This is a genomic window from Massilia hydrophila (assembly GCF_020208145.1).
GTDB lineage: Bacteria > Pseudomonadota > Gammaproteobacteria > Burkholderiales > Burkholderiaceae_D > Telluria > Telluria hydrophila.
Window position 1 is genome coordinate 795409 of sequence record NZ_JAHYBX010000001.1, and the last position, 16001, is coordinate 811409.

Below are 16001 nucleotides of genomic sequence, written 5' to 3' on the forward strand. Positions count from 1 at the left end.
GCAAGCTCCGCCATCGTAGGCAACAACATCCGGGCCGCCCCGGTTTCGCAAGGAGAGCCGGTATGGCTTGGATCATGTTGGTCGTTGCAGGTCTGTTCGAAGTATTGTGGGCGGTGGCCATGAAGCAGTCGCATGGCTTCACCAGGCTATGGCCCAGCGTGATCACGCTGGCAGGCATGATCGCCAGCTTCCTGCTGCTCTCGGCCGCCATGCGCAGCATCCCGCTCGGCACCGCGTATACGATCTGGACCGGCATCGGCACCGTGGGCGCCTTCGTGGCGGGGATCGTGCTGCTGGGGGAGCAGGCAAACGCCTTGCGCGTGCTGGCGGCGGTGCTGATCGTGGCCGGGCTGCTGCTGATGAAAGTGGCGGGAGACTAAAGGACCGCCCACGCGGTCGAACCGCGGCAGCGCAGCCTGCGCGGCTGGCCAAGCCGGGGTAGAATATCGCCTTCAGGAGGAACGTCCTCCCCCGCCGTGGGAACAATGACCGGGACGGCCCGGCTTTTCGAAAGGAGAGCCGACATGGCTTGGTTGATGTTGCTGGTAGCGGGAATTCTCGAAGTGGTCTGGGCCTACGCCATGAAGCAGTCCGATGGCTTCACCCGCCTGTGGCCCTCCCTTGTCACCCTGGCCGGCATGTTTGCCAGCTTCGTCCTGCTGGCCGCCGCGATGCGCAGTATTCCGCTTGGCACCGCCTATACGATCTGGACCGGCATCGGCGCCGTCGGCGCCTTCGTGGTCGGTATCGCGGTACTGGGAGAGCAGGTCAACGCCATGCGCATCGTGGCCGCGGTGCTGATCGTGTGCGGGCTGGTGATGATGAAGCTGGCCTCCGATTAAAGCAAAAGCCCCGCTTGCGCGGGGCCTTCCACATCAGGCAGGCACGCGGATCACTTGTCGGTGACCGTGAACTCGCCAAAGGCCTTGAGCTGCTCGCCCACCGCCTTCGGATCGCCCACCACCACGATCGACTGGTTCTCCGGCGCGAAGTATTTCTTCGCTACCGCCTGCACCTGCTGCGGCGTGACCTTCTGGATGCGCGGCACGTACTCGCCCAGGAACTCCGCCGGCAGGCCGACCAGCCAGTTCTGCGCCAGGGTCGCGGCGACCGAACGCTGCAGCTGGTTGCTGATCATGTAGCCGCCCGCCACGTAGCGCTTGTTCATCTCCATCTCCTTGGCCGACACCGGCTCGGTGCCGATCCGCTTGTACTCGGAGAAGAACTCGTTCAGCGCGGCACCGGTGACTTCGTTGCGCACGTCGGCGCCGCCGACGATGGCGCCACCCGCGCGGTTCATGCGCGCGCCGGCCGAGGCGCCGTAGGTATAGCCCTTTTCCTCGCGCAGCTTGATGTTCACGCGGCTCGAGAAGCCGCCGCCGAGGATGGTGCTGGCCAGTCGCAGCGGGATCTGGTCCTGGGCGCTGGCGGCGATGCCCGGGCTGCCCAGGCGCACCGCCGACTGCACGCTCTTGTCACGGTTCAGCAGGATGCGCGCCGGGGCGGCGCTGGCCGGCGCGGCGGCGGTGTCCGGCAGCGCCGGGCCGTTCGCCTTCCAGTCGCCGAAGGCGCCCTCGGCCAGCTTCAGGGCCTCGGCTTCCTTGAGCGGGCCGGTGATCACCAGCAGCGCGCGGTCCGGGCGGATGCGCCTGGCGTGCTCGGTGCGCAGCATGTCCTGCGTCACGGCATTGATCGCTTCCACCGTCGGGGTGGTGCGGCCATACGGATGGTCGCCGTAGATCGCCTTGCTGATCGCGCGCTCGGCGCGGAAGGCCGGCTGGGTTTCGGACACGCGCAGCGACTGCAGCGCGTTGGCCTTGGCCAGCGCCACTTCCTTGTCCGGGAAGCTCGGCGCGCGCGCCACTTCGGCCAGCAGTCCCATCATGGGGGCTGCCTGCGACACCAGAGCATTGCCCGACACCACGATGCCGTCGGAGCTGGCGCTGGCGCCGACCGAACCGCCCATGCCCTGGGCCGCTTCGGCGATCGCGCGCGAGTCGCGCTTGGCGGTGCCTTCATTGAGCAGGCTGGCCAGCATGCTGGCGAAGGCCGGGGTGGCCGGCGCATCGGCAGCAAAGCCGGCGCCGCGCACCGCCAGCACGTAGTCCACGCGCGGCAGGCCCTGGCGCGGCACGACCCAGACGGTGAGGCCGTTGGCCAGGGTTTTCTTGCTGATCTTCGGCACCGGGATCGGCTTGTCCTTGCCGTAGGCCGGCATCGGCAGGTTGTCCGCGGCGGGCGCGGCGAAGGCCGCCGGCGCGAAGGCGAGCGAGACGGCGATTGCGAGCATCAGTTTTTTCATCGATGCGCTCCTATTATTTGGCCGCGCCGGCAGGCGCGGTCGGGGTGGCGTTCGCAGGCGCCGCGAGCATCGCGGCCGGCTTGCGGTCAATGACGGTACGGTTGGTCTGCACCAGGTAGGTGCGCACCGCGCGCTGGATGTCTTCCGAGGTCACGGCCTCGACCCAGCCCGGGATCTTGTTGACCACGTTGGCGTCGCCCCACATCACCTGCATCTTGGCCATCATGTCGGCGCGGTTGATGAAGCTTTCCAGCTGGTTGTTCCAGTCGGCCAGCATGCGCGTCTTGATGCGCTTGAGGGTGGCGGCGTCGACGCCGTTCTGGGCGACCTTGGCGATCTCTTCGTCCATGGCCTTAAGCACCGCGTCCGCGCTGCTGTTCGGCTTGTACAGGGCGAACACGGTCAACAGGGTCGGGCCGTCGTATTCGAACGGACCGGTCAGGCCGAACAGCGAATCGACGTTGAGCGCGATTTCGCGGCCCTTCACCAGGCCCTGGTAGAACAGCGACGCGTCGCCGCCGGCCAGCAGTTCGCCCAGCACGGCCATGGCCGCCTGGTCCTTGTGGCCGCGCGGCGGCATCTTCCAGGCCGCGGCGATGGCCGGCACCTGGGCCAGGGCGTCGCTCTGCACCAGGCGCTTCTCCTGGGTGTTCAGGCCTTCGCTGAAGTCGGACGGCTTCGGGGTCGGACGGGCCGGGATCTTGCCGAAGTATTTCTCGGCCAGCGCGAAGCCCTGGCTTGGCGTGATGTCGCCGGCGATCGCGATCACGGCATTGTTCGGGCCGTAGTAATCGCGGTGGAAGGCGCGCACGTCTTCCAGGCTGGCGTTCTCGAGGTCCTCGAAGCTGCCGTAGCCGTCATGGTTGTTCTCCCATTTCTGGAAGGCGTGCTGGCCGATGTCAATCCACATGAAGCCGCCGTACGGCTGGTTCTTCACGTTTACGCGGATCTCTTCCTTCACCACGTCCTGCTGGTTCTTCAGCGTGGCCGGATTGAAATCGAGGGTCTTCATGCGGTCCGCTTCCAGCCACAGGATCGGCTCCAGCGCCGATGCCGGCGCAGTCTCGATGTAGTTGGTGAAGTCGGCGCGGGTCGAGCCGTTGTTGCGGCCGCCGCCGCCGGTGATGGTGGTGTCGAACACGCCTTTCTTGGCGTTCGGCGTGCCCTGGAACATCAGGTGTTCGAACAGGTGGGCGAAGCCGGTGCGGTTCTTCGGCTCCAGGCGCATGCCCACCTTGTAGACCACCGACACGCCCACGGTTGGCGAACTGTGGTCTTCGGTGACGATGACCGTCAGGCCATTGTCGAGCTTCTTGACAGCGACCGGCAGGGTCCACTGGTCCGCGGTGGCGGCGAATGCCGACAGCGAGAACGTGAGCCCGGCCAGCAATACAGGTAATTGGCGCATGCGCATGGGTTGACCTCGAAAATAAACTCGGAATGATGCGTTGTTGGATTGCTCGTACCGACGGCAACGCCGCCTGCGCTGCATCTTAACGCAAGTTGGCGCAATGACATGCCAATAAGTAATTTTTTTGTTGCGAAAAATCCGCGCCTGCGGCGCATGCACGGCCATCCACCCATAGGCCGCTCTGGTTGGCGTTTTGTGCAGTTCATCGCAGATCCATGGGCAGAAGGCGGACGAGGCGATATAGTTGCAACATGCTAATTCCAGCCCTCGCTGGGCAGCAACACATAATCAAGAACATGTATCCGGAGAATTCGATGAAGCAGCTTTCCAAGTTCGGCCTGGCGTGCGTGGCACTGTGCGCCGCGCTCTTCACCTGCATGGGAATGGCCAGGGCCGCGCCCGAGATGGCAACCGAGACGCGTCCGGTAGACGCGCGCGTGGTACGCGTCAAGCTGGACGGCGTGGTGGACCTCAAGATCCGCCAGGGCAATACCCCGCTGCTGGTCCTGACGGGCGACCCGCGCCTGCTCGCCAAGACCACGACCCTGCAGAGTGGCGACACGCTCAACATCGGCACCGAGACCCGCGGCGCGAGCATCAACCTCGGACGCAGCATGGGCCTGCACGCCGAACTGACCCTGCCCAACCTGCGCGAAGTCAGCTCCGAGAGCGTGGGCGGCACCGTCGTCAGTGGCTTTTCCGGCGATGAACTCGAGCTCAACCTCGATGGCGCCGGCTCGATGAATGTATCATGTAATTACAGGACGCTGAGCGCCAGGCTCGGTGGCGTCGGCAGCATGAAAGTCCATGGCATCGACAGTGACAGCGTGGAGCTGAACCTGAGCGGGGCAGGCTACGTGACCCTCTCGGGCCGCAGCCGCAGGCTCAAGGCAGAGCTGGGCGGACTGGGCGGACTCGATGCCCAGCAGTTCTCGGCCGAGAGCGTCGTCCTCGAGCTGTCGGGCCTGGGCAATGCCACCGTCACCGCCAGGGACAGCGCCAACCTGACCCTGTCCGGCCTTGGCTCGGTAACGGTGCATGGCAAGCCGCAGAACCGCAAGGTGAGCGTCGATGGCCTGGGCAAGGTAAGCTGGAAATAAGGCAGCAGAACAAGAACCTACAAGAACAGAGCAGGCCCATCACAAGGACCAAGGGTACGCAGAGATCCTGATTCCATGAACGAGACATGAAAAAACTATTCGTAGCGATCGCACTCGCGCTCGGCCTGCAGGCAGGGGCGCAGGCGGGCTTCGCGGAAGGCGCCAGTGCTTACAACGCGCGCAACTACGCGGTGGCACTGAAAGAGATCGTCCCGCTCGCCAAGGCCGGCCATGTGGATGCCCAGCATTTGCTGGGCCTGATGTACTACATGGGACGCGGCGTGGCGCGCGACTACAAGCAGGCCTTTTCCTGGCACCACAAGGCGGCCCAGCAGGGCAAGGCCGATGCCCAGTACGTGGTGGGCGCCATGTACTACACGGGCAACGCGGTGCCGCAGGACCAGCGCCATGCGGTCACCTGGTTCCGCAAGGCGGCCGAGCAAGGCCATGCCGAGGCCCAGCACGCGCTCGGGCTGATGTACCGCTACCACCAGGCCGGGATGCCGCAGGACATGGTGCTGGCCTACATGCTGTGGAACCTGGCCGCGGCCGGCGGCAACCACAACGCGGTCGAGCAGCGCGCCGCCATCTCGCGCCAGATGACCCAGGAACAGATCGAGGAAGCGCAGTCGCTGTCGCGGCTGTGGAAGCCGGGCCGCCCGCTGCCGACCAGCTCGCGCACCGGCAACAATTCCTGAGCCGGGGACGGCGCACGGCGCCTGTCCCTGGTCTGTCTCCCCCTTGTCCCGCACTTTTTCTCCTATTGTTCGGTCGCGCACCGTGCGCGCGGCGAAACCGGCTTAGCGTGATTCCTTCACACGGGAGGAGGCGCCATGAGCCAGGATTCACGCAAGCTCCGCATCGAAAGACCGACCATGCCCGCCGGCGGCTGGGGATCGGTGCAGGAGGTCGGCACCATCCTGCTGCAGCAGCGGGTGCCGCTGAAGGACAGCCGCCTGCTGCTGCACCAGAACAAGCCGGACGGTTTCATGTGCGTCAGCTGCGCCTGGGCCAAGCCGGCCAATCCCCATCCCTTCGAGTTTTGCGAGAGCGGGGCCAAGGCCACCGCCTGGGAAACGACCAGTAAAGCGATCGGCGCCGATTTCTTCGAGCGCCACACCGTCGCCGAGCTGGCCGGCTGGGACGACCATCGGCTCGAAGACCAGGGGCGCCTCACCGTCCCGCTGCGCTACGATCCGGCCAGCGACCGCTACCGTCCAATCGACTGGGACCTCGCCTTCGCCGAGATCGGCGCCGCGCTGCGCGGCTTCGATCCGAAGCAGGTGGTATTCTACAGTTCGGGCCGGGCCTCGCTCGAGACTTCCTACCTGTATGGCTTGTTGGCGCGCATGTACGGCAACAACAACCTGCCCGACAGTTCGAACATGTGCCACGAGAGCACCTCGGTCGGGCTGCAAAAGACCATCGGGGTGCCGGTCGGCACCGTGACCCTGGACGACTTCGCGCATACCGACTGCATCTTCTTCTTCGGCCAGAACGTGGGCGTCAACAGCCCGCGCATGCTGCACCAGCTGCAGGAAGCGCGGCGGCGCGGGGTGCCGGTGATCACCTTCAATCCCTTGCGCGAGCGCGGCCTGGTCAGTTTCACCAATCCGCAGTCGCCGGGCGAGATGCTCAGCGGCGCGGAAACGCCGATCAGCACCCAGTACCACCAGGTCAAGCCCGGCGGCGACACCGCCGCCATCATGGGCCTGTGCAAGGCCATCTTCGCGCGCGACGACGAAGCGCGCGCCGCCGGCGAACAGCGCGTGCTCGACACCGCCTTCCTGCAGGAGCATACGCAGGGCCTGGCCGAATTCGAGGCCGCCGTGCGCGCCTGTTCCTGGGAAGACATCGAGCGCGAGTCGGGCCTGCGCCGCGCCGCGCTCGAGGACGCGGCGGCCGTGTATTGCCGTTCGGCGGCCGTGATGGGGGTGTACGGCATGGGCCTGACCCAGCACCGCAACGGGGTGCAGAACGTGGCGATGGTGGTCAACCTGCTGCTCCTGCGCGGGAACATCGGCAAGCCGGGTGCCGGCGTGTGTCCGGTGCGCGGCCACTCCAACGTGCAGGGCCAGCGCACGGTCGGGATCACCGAGAAGCCGGAGCTGGCCCCGCTCGACAAGTTGAAGGAGCAGTACGGTTTCGAGCCGCCGCGCGACAAGGGCATGGACACGGTCGAGGCCTGCGAAGGCATCCTGGCGGGCCGGGTGCAGGCCTTCATCGGCCTGGGCGGCAACTTCGTGCGCGCCGTGCCCGAGCGGGCCCTGATGGAAGCGGCCTGGCGCGCGCTGCCGCTGACGGTGCAGGTCTCCACCAAGCTCAATCGCAACCATGTGGTGCACGGCAAGGCGTCCTACATCCTGCCCTGCCTGGGGCGGATCGAGATCGACCGCCAGCGCAGCGGGCCGCAGGACGTGACCATCGAGGATTCCACCGCCTGCATGCACGGTTCGCGCGGCATGGCCGAACCGGTGGCGGCGACCCTGCGCTCGGAAGCGGCGATCGTGGCCGGGATCGCCAAGGCGACCCTGGCGCCGAATCCGCGCGTGGACTGGGACCGCTGGGTGGACGACTACGCCAGCATCCGCGACGCCATCGCCGCGACCTATCCCGAGATCTTCCACGACTTCAATGCGCGCATGTGGACCCCCGGCGGCTTCCGCAAGCCGCTGGCCGCCGCCAACCGGATCTGGCATACGGACAGCGGCAAGGCCGGGTTCACGGTGCCGGAAGAACTGGCGCCAGCCGCGGTGGCGGGGGAGGGCGGCGGCGCGACGCTGCGCCTATTCACGGTGCGCAGCGACGGCCAGTTCAATACCACGATCTATAGCCACGATGACCGCTTCCGCGGCGTGTACGGCAGCCGCATGGTGATCTTCATGGCGCGCGCCGACATGGCGAAGTATGGCCTGGTCCAGGGCGAACTGGTGGCGCTGCGCTGCGCCGCCGACGACGGTGTCGCGCGCCGCGTGGACGGCCTGGCGGTGGTGCCCTACGAGGTACCGGAAGGCTGCATCGCCGGCTACTTCCCCGAACTCAATCCCCTGATCCCGCTGTGGCACCATGCGAAGGAAAGCAAGGTGCCGGCGGCCAAGGCGATCGACGTCGTGCTGGAACGCGGGAGGGCGACTTGAACGCGGCCGACGGCGGCTTTGCGCCGCCGGGCGCCTGCCGCCTCCCGGCCGCGCGCTGGCGCGCAGGCCGCATCGAGGGCGGGACCGAGCTGGTGGCGGACGAGGTGCCGGTGGCCCTGGTCTACGGCGGCATCAGCCACGCGGTGATGCTGGCCTCGCCCCAGGACCTGGAAGACTTCGCGGTCGGCTTCTCGCTCTCCGAAGGCATCGTGCCCGACCTGCGCGCGATCTACGACATCGAGGTCGAGGAAGAGGCACGCGGCATCGTGGTTGCGCTGCGGATCGCTTCCGGCGCCATGATGCGCCTGAAGGAAACGCGCCGCGCCCGTACCGGGCGCACCGGCTGCGGCCTGTGTGGCGTGGAGAGCCTGGCACGCTTTGGCGAGGAATTGGGCGCGCCGCCCGTGCCGGCGGCGCGGGCCGCACCGATCGCGCCCGACGCCCTGCACCGCGCGATGGCGGCAATGGCCGCGCGCCAGGACCTGCACCACGCGACCGGCGCCGTGCATGCGGCCGGCTGGGCCGACCGCGACGGCGCGCTGCTGTGCGTGCGCGAGGATGTCGGCCGCCACAACGCGCTCGACAAGCTGGTGGGCGCCCTGGCGCGGGGCGGGTATGACCCCGGTGCCGGCTTCGCCGTGGTGACCAGCCGCGCCAGCTACGAGATGGTGCAGAAGGCGGCGCGCGCCCGCATGCCGCTGCTGGCCGCGATCTCGGCGCCCACCGCGCTGGCGGTGCAGCTGGCGCAGGACAGCGGGCTGACCCTGGCCGGCTTCGTGCGCGACGGGCGCCACATCCTGTACACCCACCCGCAACGGCTGGCGCCGGACGGGGTATGATGCGCTCCTTGAACACGGCATCTGGAGCAAGCATGGTCATCGTGACCCACAACGGCAAGTTTCATGCGGATGACGCATGGGCGGTGGCCGTCCTGCACATTCTTTTCCCCGACGCCGAGATCGTGCGCACGCGCGAACCGGCGCGCATCGAGGTGGCCGACTTCGCGGTCGACGTCGGCGGCATCTGGGACCCGGCCGGCGGCCGCTTCGACCACCACCAGAAGGGTTTCGATGGCGCGCGCGCCAGCGGCGTGCCCTATGCCAGCGCCGGCCTGGTCTGGCGCGAATACGGCGCGCGCTGCGTCGCCCAGCTCGCGGCCGCCCACACCGGCCACCGGCTGGAAGACGACACGGCCCAGCAGATGGCGTATGCGATCGACGCCGACATCGTGCAATACCTCGACCTGTCCGACGTCGGCGCGGCGCGCAATGCGCCGGGGGGCTATGGCATGTCGGCCGTGGTATCGGGCTTCAACCCGAACTGGCTGGACGAGCAGCGCCTGGGCTATGGCGAAGCGGCCGACGCCTATCGCCTGGCCCAGTTCCGCAAGGCGATGGCGTTCCTCACCGACGTGATCGTCAACTCGGTCAAGTACCGGGTCGGCGCGATCCTGGCCCTGGCCCAGGTGCGCCAGGCCGAGACCATCGAGAACGGCCGCCTGCTGTTCCTGAAGAACGCGGCGCTGCCCTGGAGTTCGGTGGTGCGCAAGGAGATGCCGAAGGTGCTCTTCGTGCTCAGCCACAGCCTGTCGGAAGACCGCTACATGCTGCATACGGTGCCGGCCACGGTCGACAGCTTCGATGCGCGCGCCGACCTGCCCGAGAGCTGGGCCGGCCTGCGCGACGCCGACCTGGCGGCGGTGACCGGGGTGCCGGACGCGAAGTTCTGCCACAACGGCCGCTTCATCGCCGCCGCCAAGTCCTACGAGGGCGCGTACGCGATGGCGCGACAAGCCTTGCAGGCGGTGGACGAGGGACGCACGCCGCTGTACGGCCAAGGCGAGGCGGCCGCGACACTGCCCTGAAAGGGAGCGATGGCCATGCTTTCACGCTACAAGCTGAACCACATGGCGGCTGGACTACTCGACAAGTTCATCGGCCGCAACAATGGCTATGAATGCCACTGGGCGCTCGGCGTGCTGTACTGCGAAGCGCGCCAGGCCGGCAACCGGGTCGAACTCGATCTGCTGGCCGGCAGCGCCTTCCCGGCTCTGCCGGCTAGTACCAGCATGGCGCACACCTGGCAGCGTTACCTGCAACTTGCGCTTGGCCGCCATGGCGAGACCGTGGGCGGGCTGACGGAGGCAAGCATCGCAGTCGCTTTCGGCCTGCCGCCAGTGCCAAAGCGTCCCGGCTACATCGAATATGGCGATCCTTTCCAGTGCACGCTGCGACTGGTTGCCGCCAATGGCCGCTGCGCCGAGCGCCGCCGCATGCAACACTGCCATCCGGCCGACGAGTTCTGGAACCCCTTTTACGGCCCCTATGTCCCCTGAACTGCCGACGGGCAGCGATGGCGCGCGGGCAGCTTTGCGCGCACTCCCTTACAATTGCGGTTTTTGTAAGGCAGGAGTCGCCATGCGCGCCATCGAAATCACCCAGCCCGGCAAGCCGGAAGTTCTGCAGCTGTGCGAGCGGCCGATGCCGGTGCCGAAGGCGGGGGAAGTCTTGATCAAGGTCCACGCGGCCGGCATCAACCGTCCGGACGTACTGCAGCGCCTCGGCAAGTACCCGGTGCCGCCCGGCGCCTCCGACCTGCCCGGCCTCGAAGTGGCCGGCGAGATCGTCGGCGGCGACCACGCAGCGGCCGGCCTGGAGAAGGGTCAACTGGTCTGCGCCCTGGTGCAGGGCGGCGGCTATGCCGAATACTGCACGGCGCCCGCCGAGCAATGCCTGCCCGTTCCGCCCGGCCTGAGCGCGCTGGAAGCCGCATCGCTGCCGGAGACATTTTTTACCGTTTGGTCAAATGTGTTCGACCGTGCGCGACTGGCGCCGGGTGAATCTTTGCTGGTGCAGGGCGGCAGCTCCGGCATCGGCGTGACCGCGATCCAGCTCGCCGCGGCCCTTGGCCACCGCGTGTTCGCCACCGCCGGCACCGATGACAAATGCCGCGCCTGCGAGGCGCTGGGCGCCGAGCGCGGCATCAACTACCGCAGCGAGGACTTTGTCCAGGTGGTCAAGGAACTGACGGGCGGGAAGGGCGTGAACGTCATCCTCGACATGGTGGCCGGCGACTACATCCCGCGCGAGATCGACTGCCTGGCCGACGACGGCCGCATCGCCCTGATCGCGCTGCTGGGCGGCGCGAAGGCCGAGATCGACCTGGGCCAGGTACTGCGCCGGCGCCTGTCCATCAGCGGCTCGACCCTGCGCCCGCGCCCGGTCGCCTTCAAGGCCGCGATCGCGCGCAGCCTGCGCGAGCGGGTGTGGCCGCTGTTTGCCGAAGGCAGGCTCAAGCCGGTCATCCACAGCAGCTTCCCGCTGGCCGAGGCGGCTGCGGCGCATGCGCTGATGGAGTCCAGCACGCACGTCGGCAAGATCGTGCTCGAAGTGCGCTAAGGGATTGAATCAAAAAGGGAAGTGGCGGCTCGGCAGATGCTCAGCCATTGTTTGACCGCCACATATTCGACCGCTAGAATAGCGGGTTATTTCATTGTGGACTCGTATGCGCTCCAAACTCGTCGTAGGTAACTGGAAGATGAACGGCAGCCGCGCGGCCAATGCCACGCTGCTGAACGGTATCCTGGAAGGACTGGGCCAGCCCAGGGCGGCGGTGGCGGTATGCGTGCCCGCGCCCTACCTGTTCCAGTGCGAAGCACTGCTGCAGGGTTCGCCCATCGCCTGGGGCGCGCAGGACGTGTCCTGCCATCCGGTCGGCGCCTATACCGGCGAGGTGTGCATGTCGATGCTGCAGGACTTTGGTTCCCGCTACGTGATCGTCGGCCATTCCGAACGCCGCGCCTACCATGGCGAGAGCGATGCACTGGTGGCCAAGAAGGCAAAGGCGGCGCTAGACGCCGGCCTGACCCCGATCGTGTGCGTCGGTGAAACCCTGGAGCAGCGCGAAGCCGGCCATACCATGGCCGTGGTCGGTGCCCAGCTCGACGCCGTGCTGGAAGCGGTCGGCGCCGAGGCCGTCGGCAAGATCGTGCTGGCCTACGAGCCGGTGTGGGCGATCGGTACCGGCAGGACCGCCACCCCGGCCATGGCCCAGGAAGTGCACGCCGCACTGCGCCAGAAACTGCGCGCCTGCAACGCCGCGGCCGCGGAGACTACACTGCTGCTGTACGGCGGCAGCATGAAGCCGGATAATGCGGCGGACCTGATGGCCCAACCCGATATCGACGGCGGCCTGATCGGCGGCGCGGCCCTGAAGGCGGCGGATTTCCTTGGCATCGTCCACGCCGCATAATTCAACAAGAACAGCAGTATTCAATCGTCGCTGTATCAATCGTCGCTGTATCAATCGTCGTTAACTTGGAAATGGAATTGCAATGAACACCGTGTTCAATCTGATTATTGTCGTGCAGGTTATTTCGGCCCTGGCCATCATCGGCCTGGTGCTGGTCCAGCACGGCAAGGGCGCCGACATGGGTGCGGCCTTCGGCTCCGGCGCCTCGGGCAGCCTGTTCGGCGCCTCGGGCTCGTCGAACTTCCTGTCGAAGTCGACCGCCGTCGCGGCCGCCGTGTTCTTCGCCTCGACCCTGGCCCTGGCCTGGGCCGGCAACAGCCGTGCCCCTGCCAGCGTCGATGGCGGCGTGATGGAGCGCGTCACGGTGCCGTCCTCGCAGGCGCCGGCCACGGGTATCCCGAGCGACGTGCCGGGCGCGGGCCCGAACGCCGGTGCGGCCAACGCCCCGGCCGTCCCGGTCAACGACATCCCGCAAACCCCGGGCGTGTCGAATCCGGCGCCGTCCACCGCGGCCGCGCCGGCACCGGCAGTGCCCGCAGCGCCGGCACCGGCACCGGCCGCGCCTGCCGCGCCGGCGAAGTAAAGCGGGGCGGGCGCACGCCCGTTCCCGATTCGGAGTAGAATGCGGCTCGCTATCAGGCGCGCCGCCTGTGGCGCCAGATGCCGGACGATGCAAGAACGCTCGCAAGGGCGGACGGAATCCGATCATTGCTGCCAGCCCTGCTATAAAGTTTGGCACGCTTCAATGAAAAGATGAGCAAATGCGTAATTTCCTTGTGATGGCGCAATTTGTGCATTGAAAAGTATCGCTAAAGCAGGTTAAAATACTGGTCTCCAGCCGACGTGGTGAAATTGGTAGACACGCTATCTTGAGGGGGTAGTGGCGCAAGCTGTGCGAGTTCGAGTCTCGCCGTCGGCACCAAGATACAAAGAAGCCAGCAAGGGCGCACTGAGCATTCGCTCTCCTGCCTGAGCTGGCTTTTTTACGATTCAACTGGTCCTGGTGGAAGGTCCTCAGCCAGGGGCGGATGGGTCGGCGCTGCATCCCTGCAGTGTTTCATTAACCGATCGTTCAATACAGGCTTCATCGTGAACCTCGAAAATTATCTCCCCGTACTTCTCTTTATCCTGGTTGGCATCGGCGTCGGTGTCGCTCCCCAGGTGCTCGGCCGCGTGCTCGGTCCGCACCGTCCCGACGCAGCCAAGCTGTCCCCCTATGAATGCGGCTTCGAGGCCTTCGAAGACGCGCGCATGAAGTTCGACGTTCGCTACTACCTGGTGGCGATCCTGTTTATTTTGTTTGATCTGGAAACGGCATTCTTCTTCCCATGGGGCGTCTCGATGCGCGAACTGGGCTGGACCGGTTTCATCACGATGATGGTGTTCATCGCCGAATTCGTCGTGGGCTTCTGGTACATCTGGAAGAAAGGTGCCCTTGATTGGGAATAAGCCATGGCAATTGAAGGCGTATTAAACGAAGGTTTCATTACCACCACAGCCGATAAGCTGATCAACTGGGCGCGCACGGGATCGATGTTCCCGATGACGTTCGGCCTGGCATGCTGCGCGGTCGAGATGATGCATGTGGGCGCCGCCCGCTACGATCTCGACCGTTTTGGCATTGTGTTCCGCCCGTCGCCGCGCCAGTCCGACGTGATGATCGTCGCCGGCACGCTGTGCAACAAGATGGCTCCCGCCCTGCGCAAGGTGTACGACCAGATGGCCGAACCGCGCTGGGTCATTTCGATGGGTTCCTGCGCCAATGGCGGCGGCTACTACCACTACTCGTACTCGGTGGTGCGCGGTTGCGACCGCATCGTGCCGGTCGACGTCTACGTGCCGGGCTGCCCGCCGACCGCGGAAGCCCTGCTGTACGGCATCATGCAGCTGCAAAACAAGATCAAGCGCACCAACACCATCGCGCGCTAAGAACAGCGAAACACCATGACGACGAAACTCGAAACCCTTGAACTCGCCCTGAAAAATGCACTGGGCGAGGGCGCTGCCATTAGTTCGGCGCTGGGCGAAGTGACTGTGGTGGTCAAGGCCGCCGACTACATCAAGACGATGCAGGCGCTGCGCGACACGCCGGCGCTCCGCTTCGAACAAATGATCGACCTGTGCGGCGTCGACTATTCCCAATACGGCGAAGGCACCTGGGATGGCCCGCGCTTCGCGGTGGTCGTGCACCTGCTGTCGGTTGCCAACAACTGGCGCGTGCGCGTGCGCACCTTCTGCCCGGACGACGACATGCCGATGGTCGAGTCGATCACCGGCATCTGGCGCGCCGCCAACTGGTTCGAGCGCGAAGCCTTCGACCTGTTCGGTATCCTGTTCGACGGCCACGGCGACCTGCGCCGTATCCTGACCGACTACGGCTTCATCGGCCACCCGTTCCGCAAGGACTTCCCGATCACGGGCTATGTCGAAATGCGCTACGACCCTGAACAGAAACGCGTGATCTACCAACCGGTGACGATCGAGCCGCGCGAGAACATCCCGCGCGTGATCCGTGAAGAAACCTACGGGACATCGAAATAATGGCTGAGCTTAAGAATTACACCCTGAACTTTGGTCCGCAGCACCCGGCAGCGCACGGCGTGCTGCGCCTCGTGCTGGAGCTGGACGGCGAAGTGATCCAGCGCGCCGACCCGCACATCGGCCTGCTGCACCGCGGCACCGAGAAGCTGGCCGAGACCCGTACCTACCTGCAGTCGGTCCCGTACATGGACCGCCTCGACTACGTGTCGATGATGTGCAACGAGCACGGCTACGTGCTGGCAGTCGAAAAGCTGCTGGGCATCGAAGCGCCGATCCGCGCGCAGTACATCCGCACCATGTTCGACGAGATCACCCGTATCCTGAACCACCTGATGTGGCTGGGCGCGCACGCGCTCGACATCGGCGCCATGGGTCCCTTCCTGTACGCCTTCCGTGACCGCGAAGACCTGTTCGACGTGTACGAGGCGGTGTCGGGCGCGCGCATGCATGCGGCCTACTACCGCCCGGGCGGCGTCTACCGCGACCTGCCGGACCGCATGCCGCAGCACAAGGAATCGCCGATCCGCTCGAAGAAGGCGATCGACGACCTGAACCGCGACCGCCAGGGTTCGGTGCTGGACTTCCTCGACGCTTTCACCAAGCGCTTCGACGGCTACGTGGACGAATACGAGACCCTGCTGACCGATAACCGCATCTGGAAACAGCGTACCGTCGGCATCGGCGTGGTGTCGCCGGAAGACGCGCTTGCCATGGGCTTCACTGGCCCGATGCTGCGCGGCTCGGGCATCGCCTGGGACCTGCGCAAGACCCAGCCGTACGCGGCCTATGACAAGGTCGAGTTCGATATCCCGATCGGCACCAACGGCGACTCCTACGACCGCTACCTGGTGCGTATCGAAGAAATGCGCCAGTCGAACCGCATCATCAAGCAGTGCATCGCCTGGCTGCGCGTGAACCAGGGTCCGGTCATGATCGACAACCACAAGATCGTGCCGCCGAACCGCATGGACATGAAGTCCAACATGGAATCGCTGATCCACCACTTCAAGCTGTTCACCGAAGGCTTCCACGTGCCGGAAGGCGAAGCCTACGCGGCGATCGAGCACCCGAAGGGCGAGTTCGGCATCTACATCGTGTCGGACGGCGCCAACAAGCCCTACCGCCTGAAGATCCGCACCCCGGACTATGTCCACCTGCAGAGCCTCGACGAAATGTCGCGCGGCCACATGATCGCTGACGCCGTCGCGATCATCGGCACCCAGGACATCGTGTTCGGCAGTATCGATAGGTAAGAAGGA

At 66.1% G+C, this 16001-nt stretch carries 17 protein-coding genes and 1 tRNA gene; 16 read left to right on the forward strand and 2 right to left on the reverse strand.

The annotated features are described in order from the left end of the window. Positions 1-62: 62 nt before the first annotated feature. Both sugE and LE190_RS03630 read left to right on the forward strand, forming a co-directional pair. Positions 63-380 carry a quaternary ammonium compound efflux SMR transporter SugE gene (sugE, locus tag LE190_RS03625; RefSeq protein WP_225237418.1) on the forward strand — a complete coding sequence of 106 codons (318 nt, stop codon included), beginning with the start codon at positions 63-65 and terminating at the stop codon, positions 378-380. 144 nt (positions 381-524) lie between these two features. Next, positions 525-842, forward strand: a complete 318-nt coding sequence (locus LE190_RS03630; RefSeq protein ID WP_225237419.1) for a DMT family transporter — start codon at positions 525-527, stop codon at positions 840-842. Between the two features lie 50 nt (positions 843-892). Here LE190_RS03630 and LE190_RS03635 read toward each other — a convergent pair whose 3' ends face one another. Further along, the gene (locus LE190_RS03635; protein ID WP_225237420.1) at positions 893-2302 is read right to left on the reverse strand and encodes a M16 family metallopeptidase; all 1410 of its coding nucleotides are present in this window, start codon (positions 2300-2302) and stop codon (positions 893-895) included. A gap of 13 nt (positions 2303-2315) precedes the next feature. After that, the gene (locus tag LE190_RS03640; RefSeq protein WP_225237421.1) at positions 2316-3710 is read right to left on the reverse strand and encodes a M16 family metallopeptidase; all 1395 of its coding nucleotides are present in this window, start codon (positions 3708-3710) and stop codon (positions 2316-2318) included. Between the two features lie 317 nt (positions 3711-4027). On the opposite strand from LE190_RS03640, the gene LE190_RS03645 reads away from it, so the two are divergent. The 14 genes from LE190_RS03645 (at position 4028) to LE190_RS03710 (ending at position 15995) form a co-directional block, all read left to right on the forward strand. Next, positions 4028-4813, forward strand: coding sequence for a GIN domain-containing protein (locus LE190_RS03645; RefSeq protein ID WP_225237422.1), 786 nt, complete (start codon positions 4028-4030; stop codon positions 4811-4813). Between the two features lie 86 nt (positions 4814-4899). After that, positions 4900-5511, forward strand: a complete 612-nt coding sequence (locus tag LE190_RS03650; RefSeq protein ID WP_225237423.1) for a tetratricopeptide repeat protein — start codon at positions 4900-4902, stop codon at positions 5509-5511. A 135-nt stretch (positions 5512-5646) separates the two neighbouring features. After that, positions 5647-7950, forward strand: coding sequence for an FdhF/YdeP family oxidoreductase (locus tag LE190_RS03655; RefSeq protein ID WP_225237424.1), 2304 nt, complete (start codon positions 5647-5649; stop codon positions 7948-7950). Further along, entirely contained in the window at positions 7947-8789 is an 843-nt protein-coding gene (gene fdhD / locus LE190_RS03660; RefSeq protein ID WP_225237425.1) for a formate dehydrogenase accessory sulfurtransferase FdhD, read from the forward strand. Before LE190_RS03655 ends, fdhD begins: the two co-directional genes overlap by 4 nt. Positions 8790-8821: 32 nt before the next feature. Beyond that, on the forward strand, positions 8822-9814 hold the full coding sequence (locus LE190_RS03665) for an MYG1 family protein (protein WP_225237426.1): 993 nt from the start codon (positions 8822-8824) through the stop codon (positions 9812-9814). A gap of 15 nt (positions 9815-9829) precedes the next feature. Then, the gene (locus tag LE190_RS03670) at positions 9830-10285 is read left to right on the forward strand and encodes a hypothetical protein (RefSeq protein WP_225237427.1); all 456 of its coding nucleotides are present in this window, start codon (positions 9830-9832) and stop codon (positions 10283-10285) included. 82 nt (positions 10286-10367) lie between these two features. Further along, a complete protein-coding gene (locus tag LE190_RS03675) occupies positions 10368-11348 on the forward strand; it encodes an NAD(P)H-quinone oxidoreductase (RefSeq protein ID WP_225237428.1) in 981 nt (326 codons plus the stop codon). 106 nt (positions 11349-11454) lie between these two features. Then, positions 11455-12201, forward strand: coding sequence for a triose-phosphate isomerase (gene tpiA / locus LE190_RS03680; RefSeq protein WP_225237429.1), 747 nt, complete (start codon positions 11455-11457; stop codon positions 12199-12201). A gap of 82 nt (positions 12202-12283) precedes the next feature. Continuing rightward, entirely contained in the window at positions 12284-12784 is a 501-nt protein-coding gene (secG, locus tag LE190_RS03685) for a preprotein translocase subunit SecG (protein WP_225237430.1), read from the forward strand. Positions 12785-13038: 254 nt separating this feature from the next. Continuing rightward, positions 13039-13123: transfer RNA gene (locus LE190_RS03690), tRNA-Leu, on the forward strand. 167 nt (positions 13124-13290) lie between these two features. Next, on the forward strand, positions 13291-13650 hold the full coding sequence (locus LE190_RS03695; RefSeq protein ID WP_224942456.1) for an NADH-quinone oxidoreductase subunit A: 360 nt from the start codon (positions 13291-13293) through the stop codon (positions 13648-13650). 3 nt (positions 13651-13653) lie between these two features. Further along, entirely contained in the window at positions 13654-14130 is a 477-nt protein-coding gene (locus tag LE190_RS03700) for a NuoB/complex I 20 kDa subunit family protein (RefSeq protein ID WP_020654624.1), read from the forward strand. A gap of 15 nt (positions 14131-14145) precedes the next feature. Continuing rightward, positions 14146-14742: an NADH-quinone oxidoreductase subunit C gene (locus LE190_RS03705; protein WP_225237431.1), complete on the forward strand. Its 597-nt coding sequence runs from the start codon at positions 14146-14148 to the stop codon at positions 14740-14742. Further along, positions 14742-15995: an NADH-quinone oxidoreductase subunit D gene (locus LE190_RS03710; protein ID WP_225237432.1), complete on the forward strand. Its 1254-nt coding sequence runs from the start codon at positions 14742-14744 to the stop codon at positions 15993-15995. Before LE190_RS03705 ends, LE190_RS03710 begins: the two co-directional genes overlap by 1 nt. The last annotated feature ends 6 nt before the right edge of the window (positions 15996-16001 follow it).

Excerpts from the sequence above, each read along its gene's own strand:
- LE190_RS03675 (WP_225237428.1), top strand. The coding sequence starts at position 10,368 with ATGCGCGCCATCGAAATCACCCAGCCCGGCAAGCCGGAAGTTCTGCAG.
- tpiA (WP_225237429.1), top strand. The coding sequence starts at position 11,455 with ATGCGCTCCAAACTCGTCGTAGGTAACTGGAAGATGAACGGCAGCCGC.
- LE190_RS03635 (WP_225237420.1), bottom strand. The coding sequence starts at position 2,302 with ATGAAAAAACTGATGCTCGCAATCGCCGTCTCGCTCGCCTTCGCGCCG.
- LE190_RS03640 (WP_225237421.1), bottom strand. The coding sequence starts at position 3,710 with ATGCGCCAATTACCTGTATTGCTGGCCGGGCTCACGTTCTCGCTGTCG.
- LE190_RS03650 (WP_225237423.1), top strand. The coding sequence starts at position 4,900 with ATGAAAAAACTATTCGTAGCGATCGCACTCGCGCTCGGCCTGCAGGCA.
- LE190_RS03670 (WP_225237427.1), top strand. The coding sequence starts at position 9,830 with ATGCTTTCACGCTACAAGCTGAACCACATGGCGGCTGGACTACTCGAC.
- LE190_RS03630 (WP_225237419.1), top strand. The coding sequence starts at position 525 with ATGGCTTGGTTGATGTTGCTGGTAGCGGGAATTCTCGAAGTGGTCTGG.
- LE190_RS03665 (WP_225237426.1), top strand. The coding sequence starts at position 8,822 with ATGGTCATCGTGACCCACAACGGCAAGTTTCATGCGGATGACGCATGG.
- LE190_RS03700 (WP_020654624.1), top strand. The coding sequence starts at position 13,654 with ATGGCAATTGAAGGCGTATTAAACGAAGGTTTCATTACCACCACAGCC.
- secG (WP_225237430.1), top strand. The coding sequence starts at position 12,284 with ATGAACACCGTGTTCAATCTGATTATTGTCGTGCAGGTTATTTCGGCC.
- LE190_RS03655 (WP_225237424.1), top strand. The coding sequence starts at position 5,647 with ATGAGCCAGGATTCACGCAAGCTCCGCATCGAAAGACCGACCATGCCC.
- sugE (WP_225237418.1), top strand. The coding sequence starts at position 63 with ATGGCTTGGATCATGTTGGTCGTTGCAGGTCTGTTCGAAGTATTGTGG.
- LE190_RS03705 (WP_225237431.1), top strand. The coding sequence starts at position 14,146 with ATGACGACGAAACTCGAAACCCTTGAACTCGCCCTGAAAAATGCACTG.
- LE190_RS03645 (WP_225237422.1), top strand. The coding sequence starts at position 4,028 with ATGAAGCAGCTTTCCAAGTTCGGCCTGGCGTGCGTGGCACTGTGCGCC.
- LE190_RS03710 (WP_225237432.1), top strand. The coding sequence starts at position 14,742 with ATGGCTGAGCTTAAGAATTACACCCTGAACTTTGGTCCGCAGCACCCG.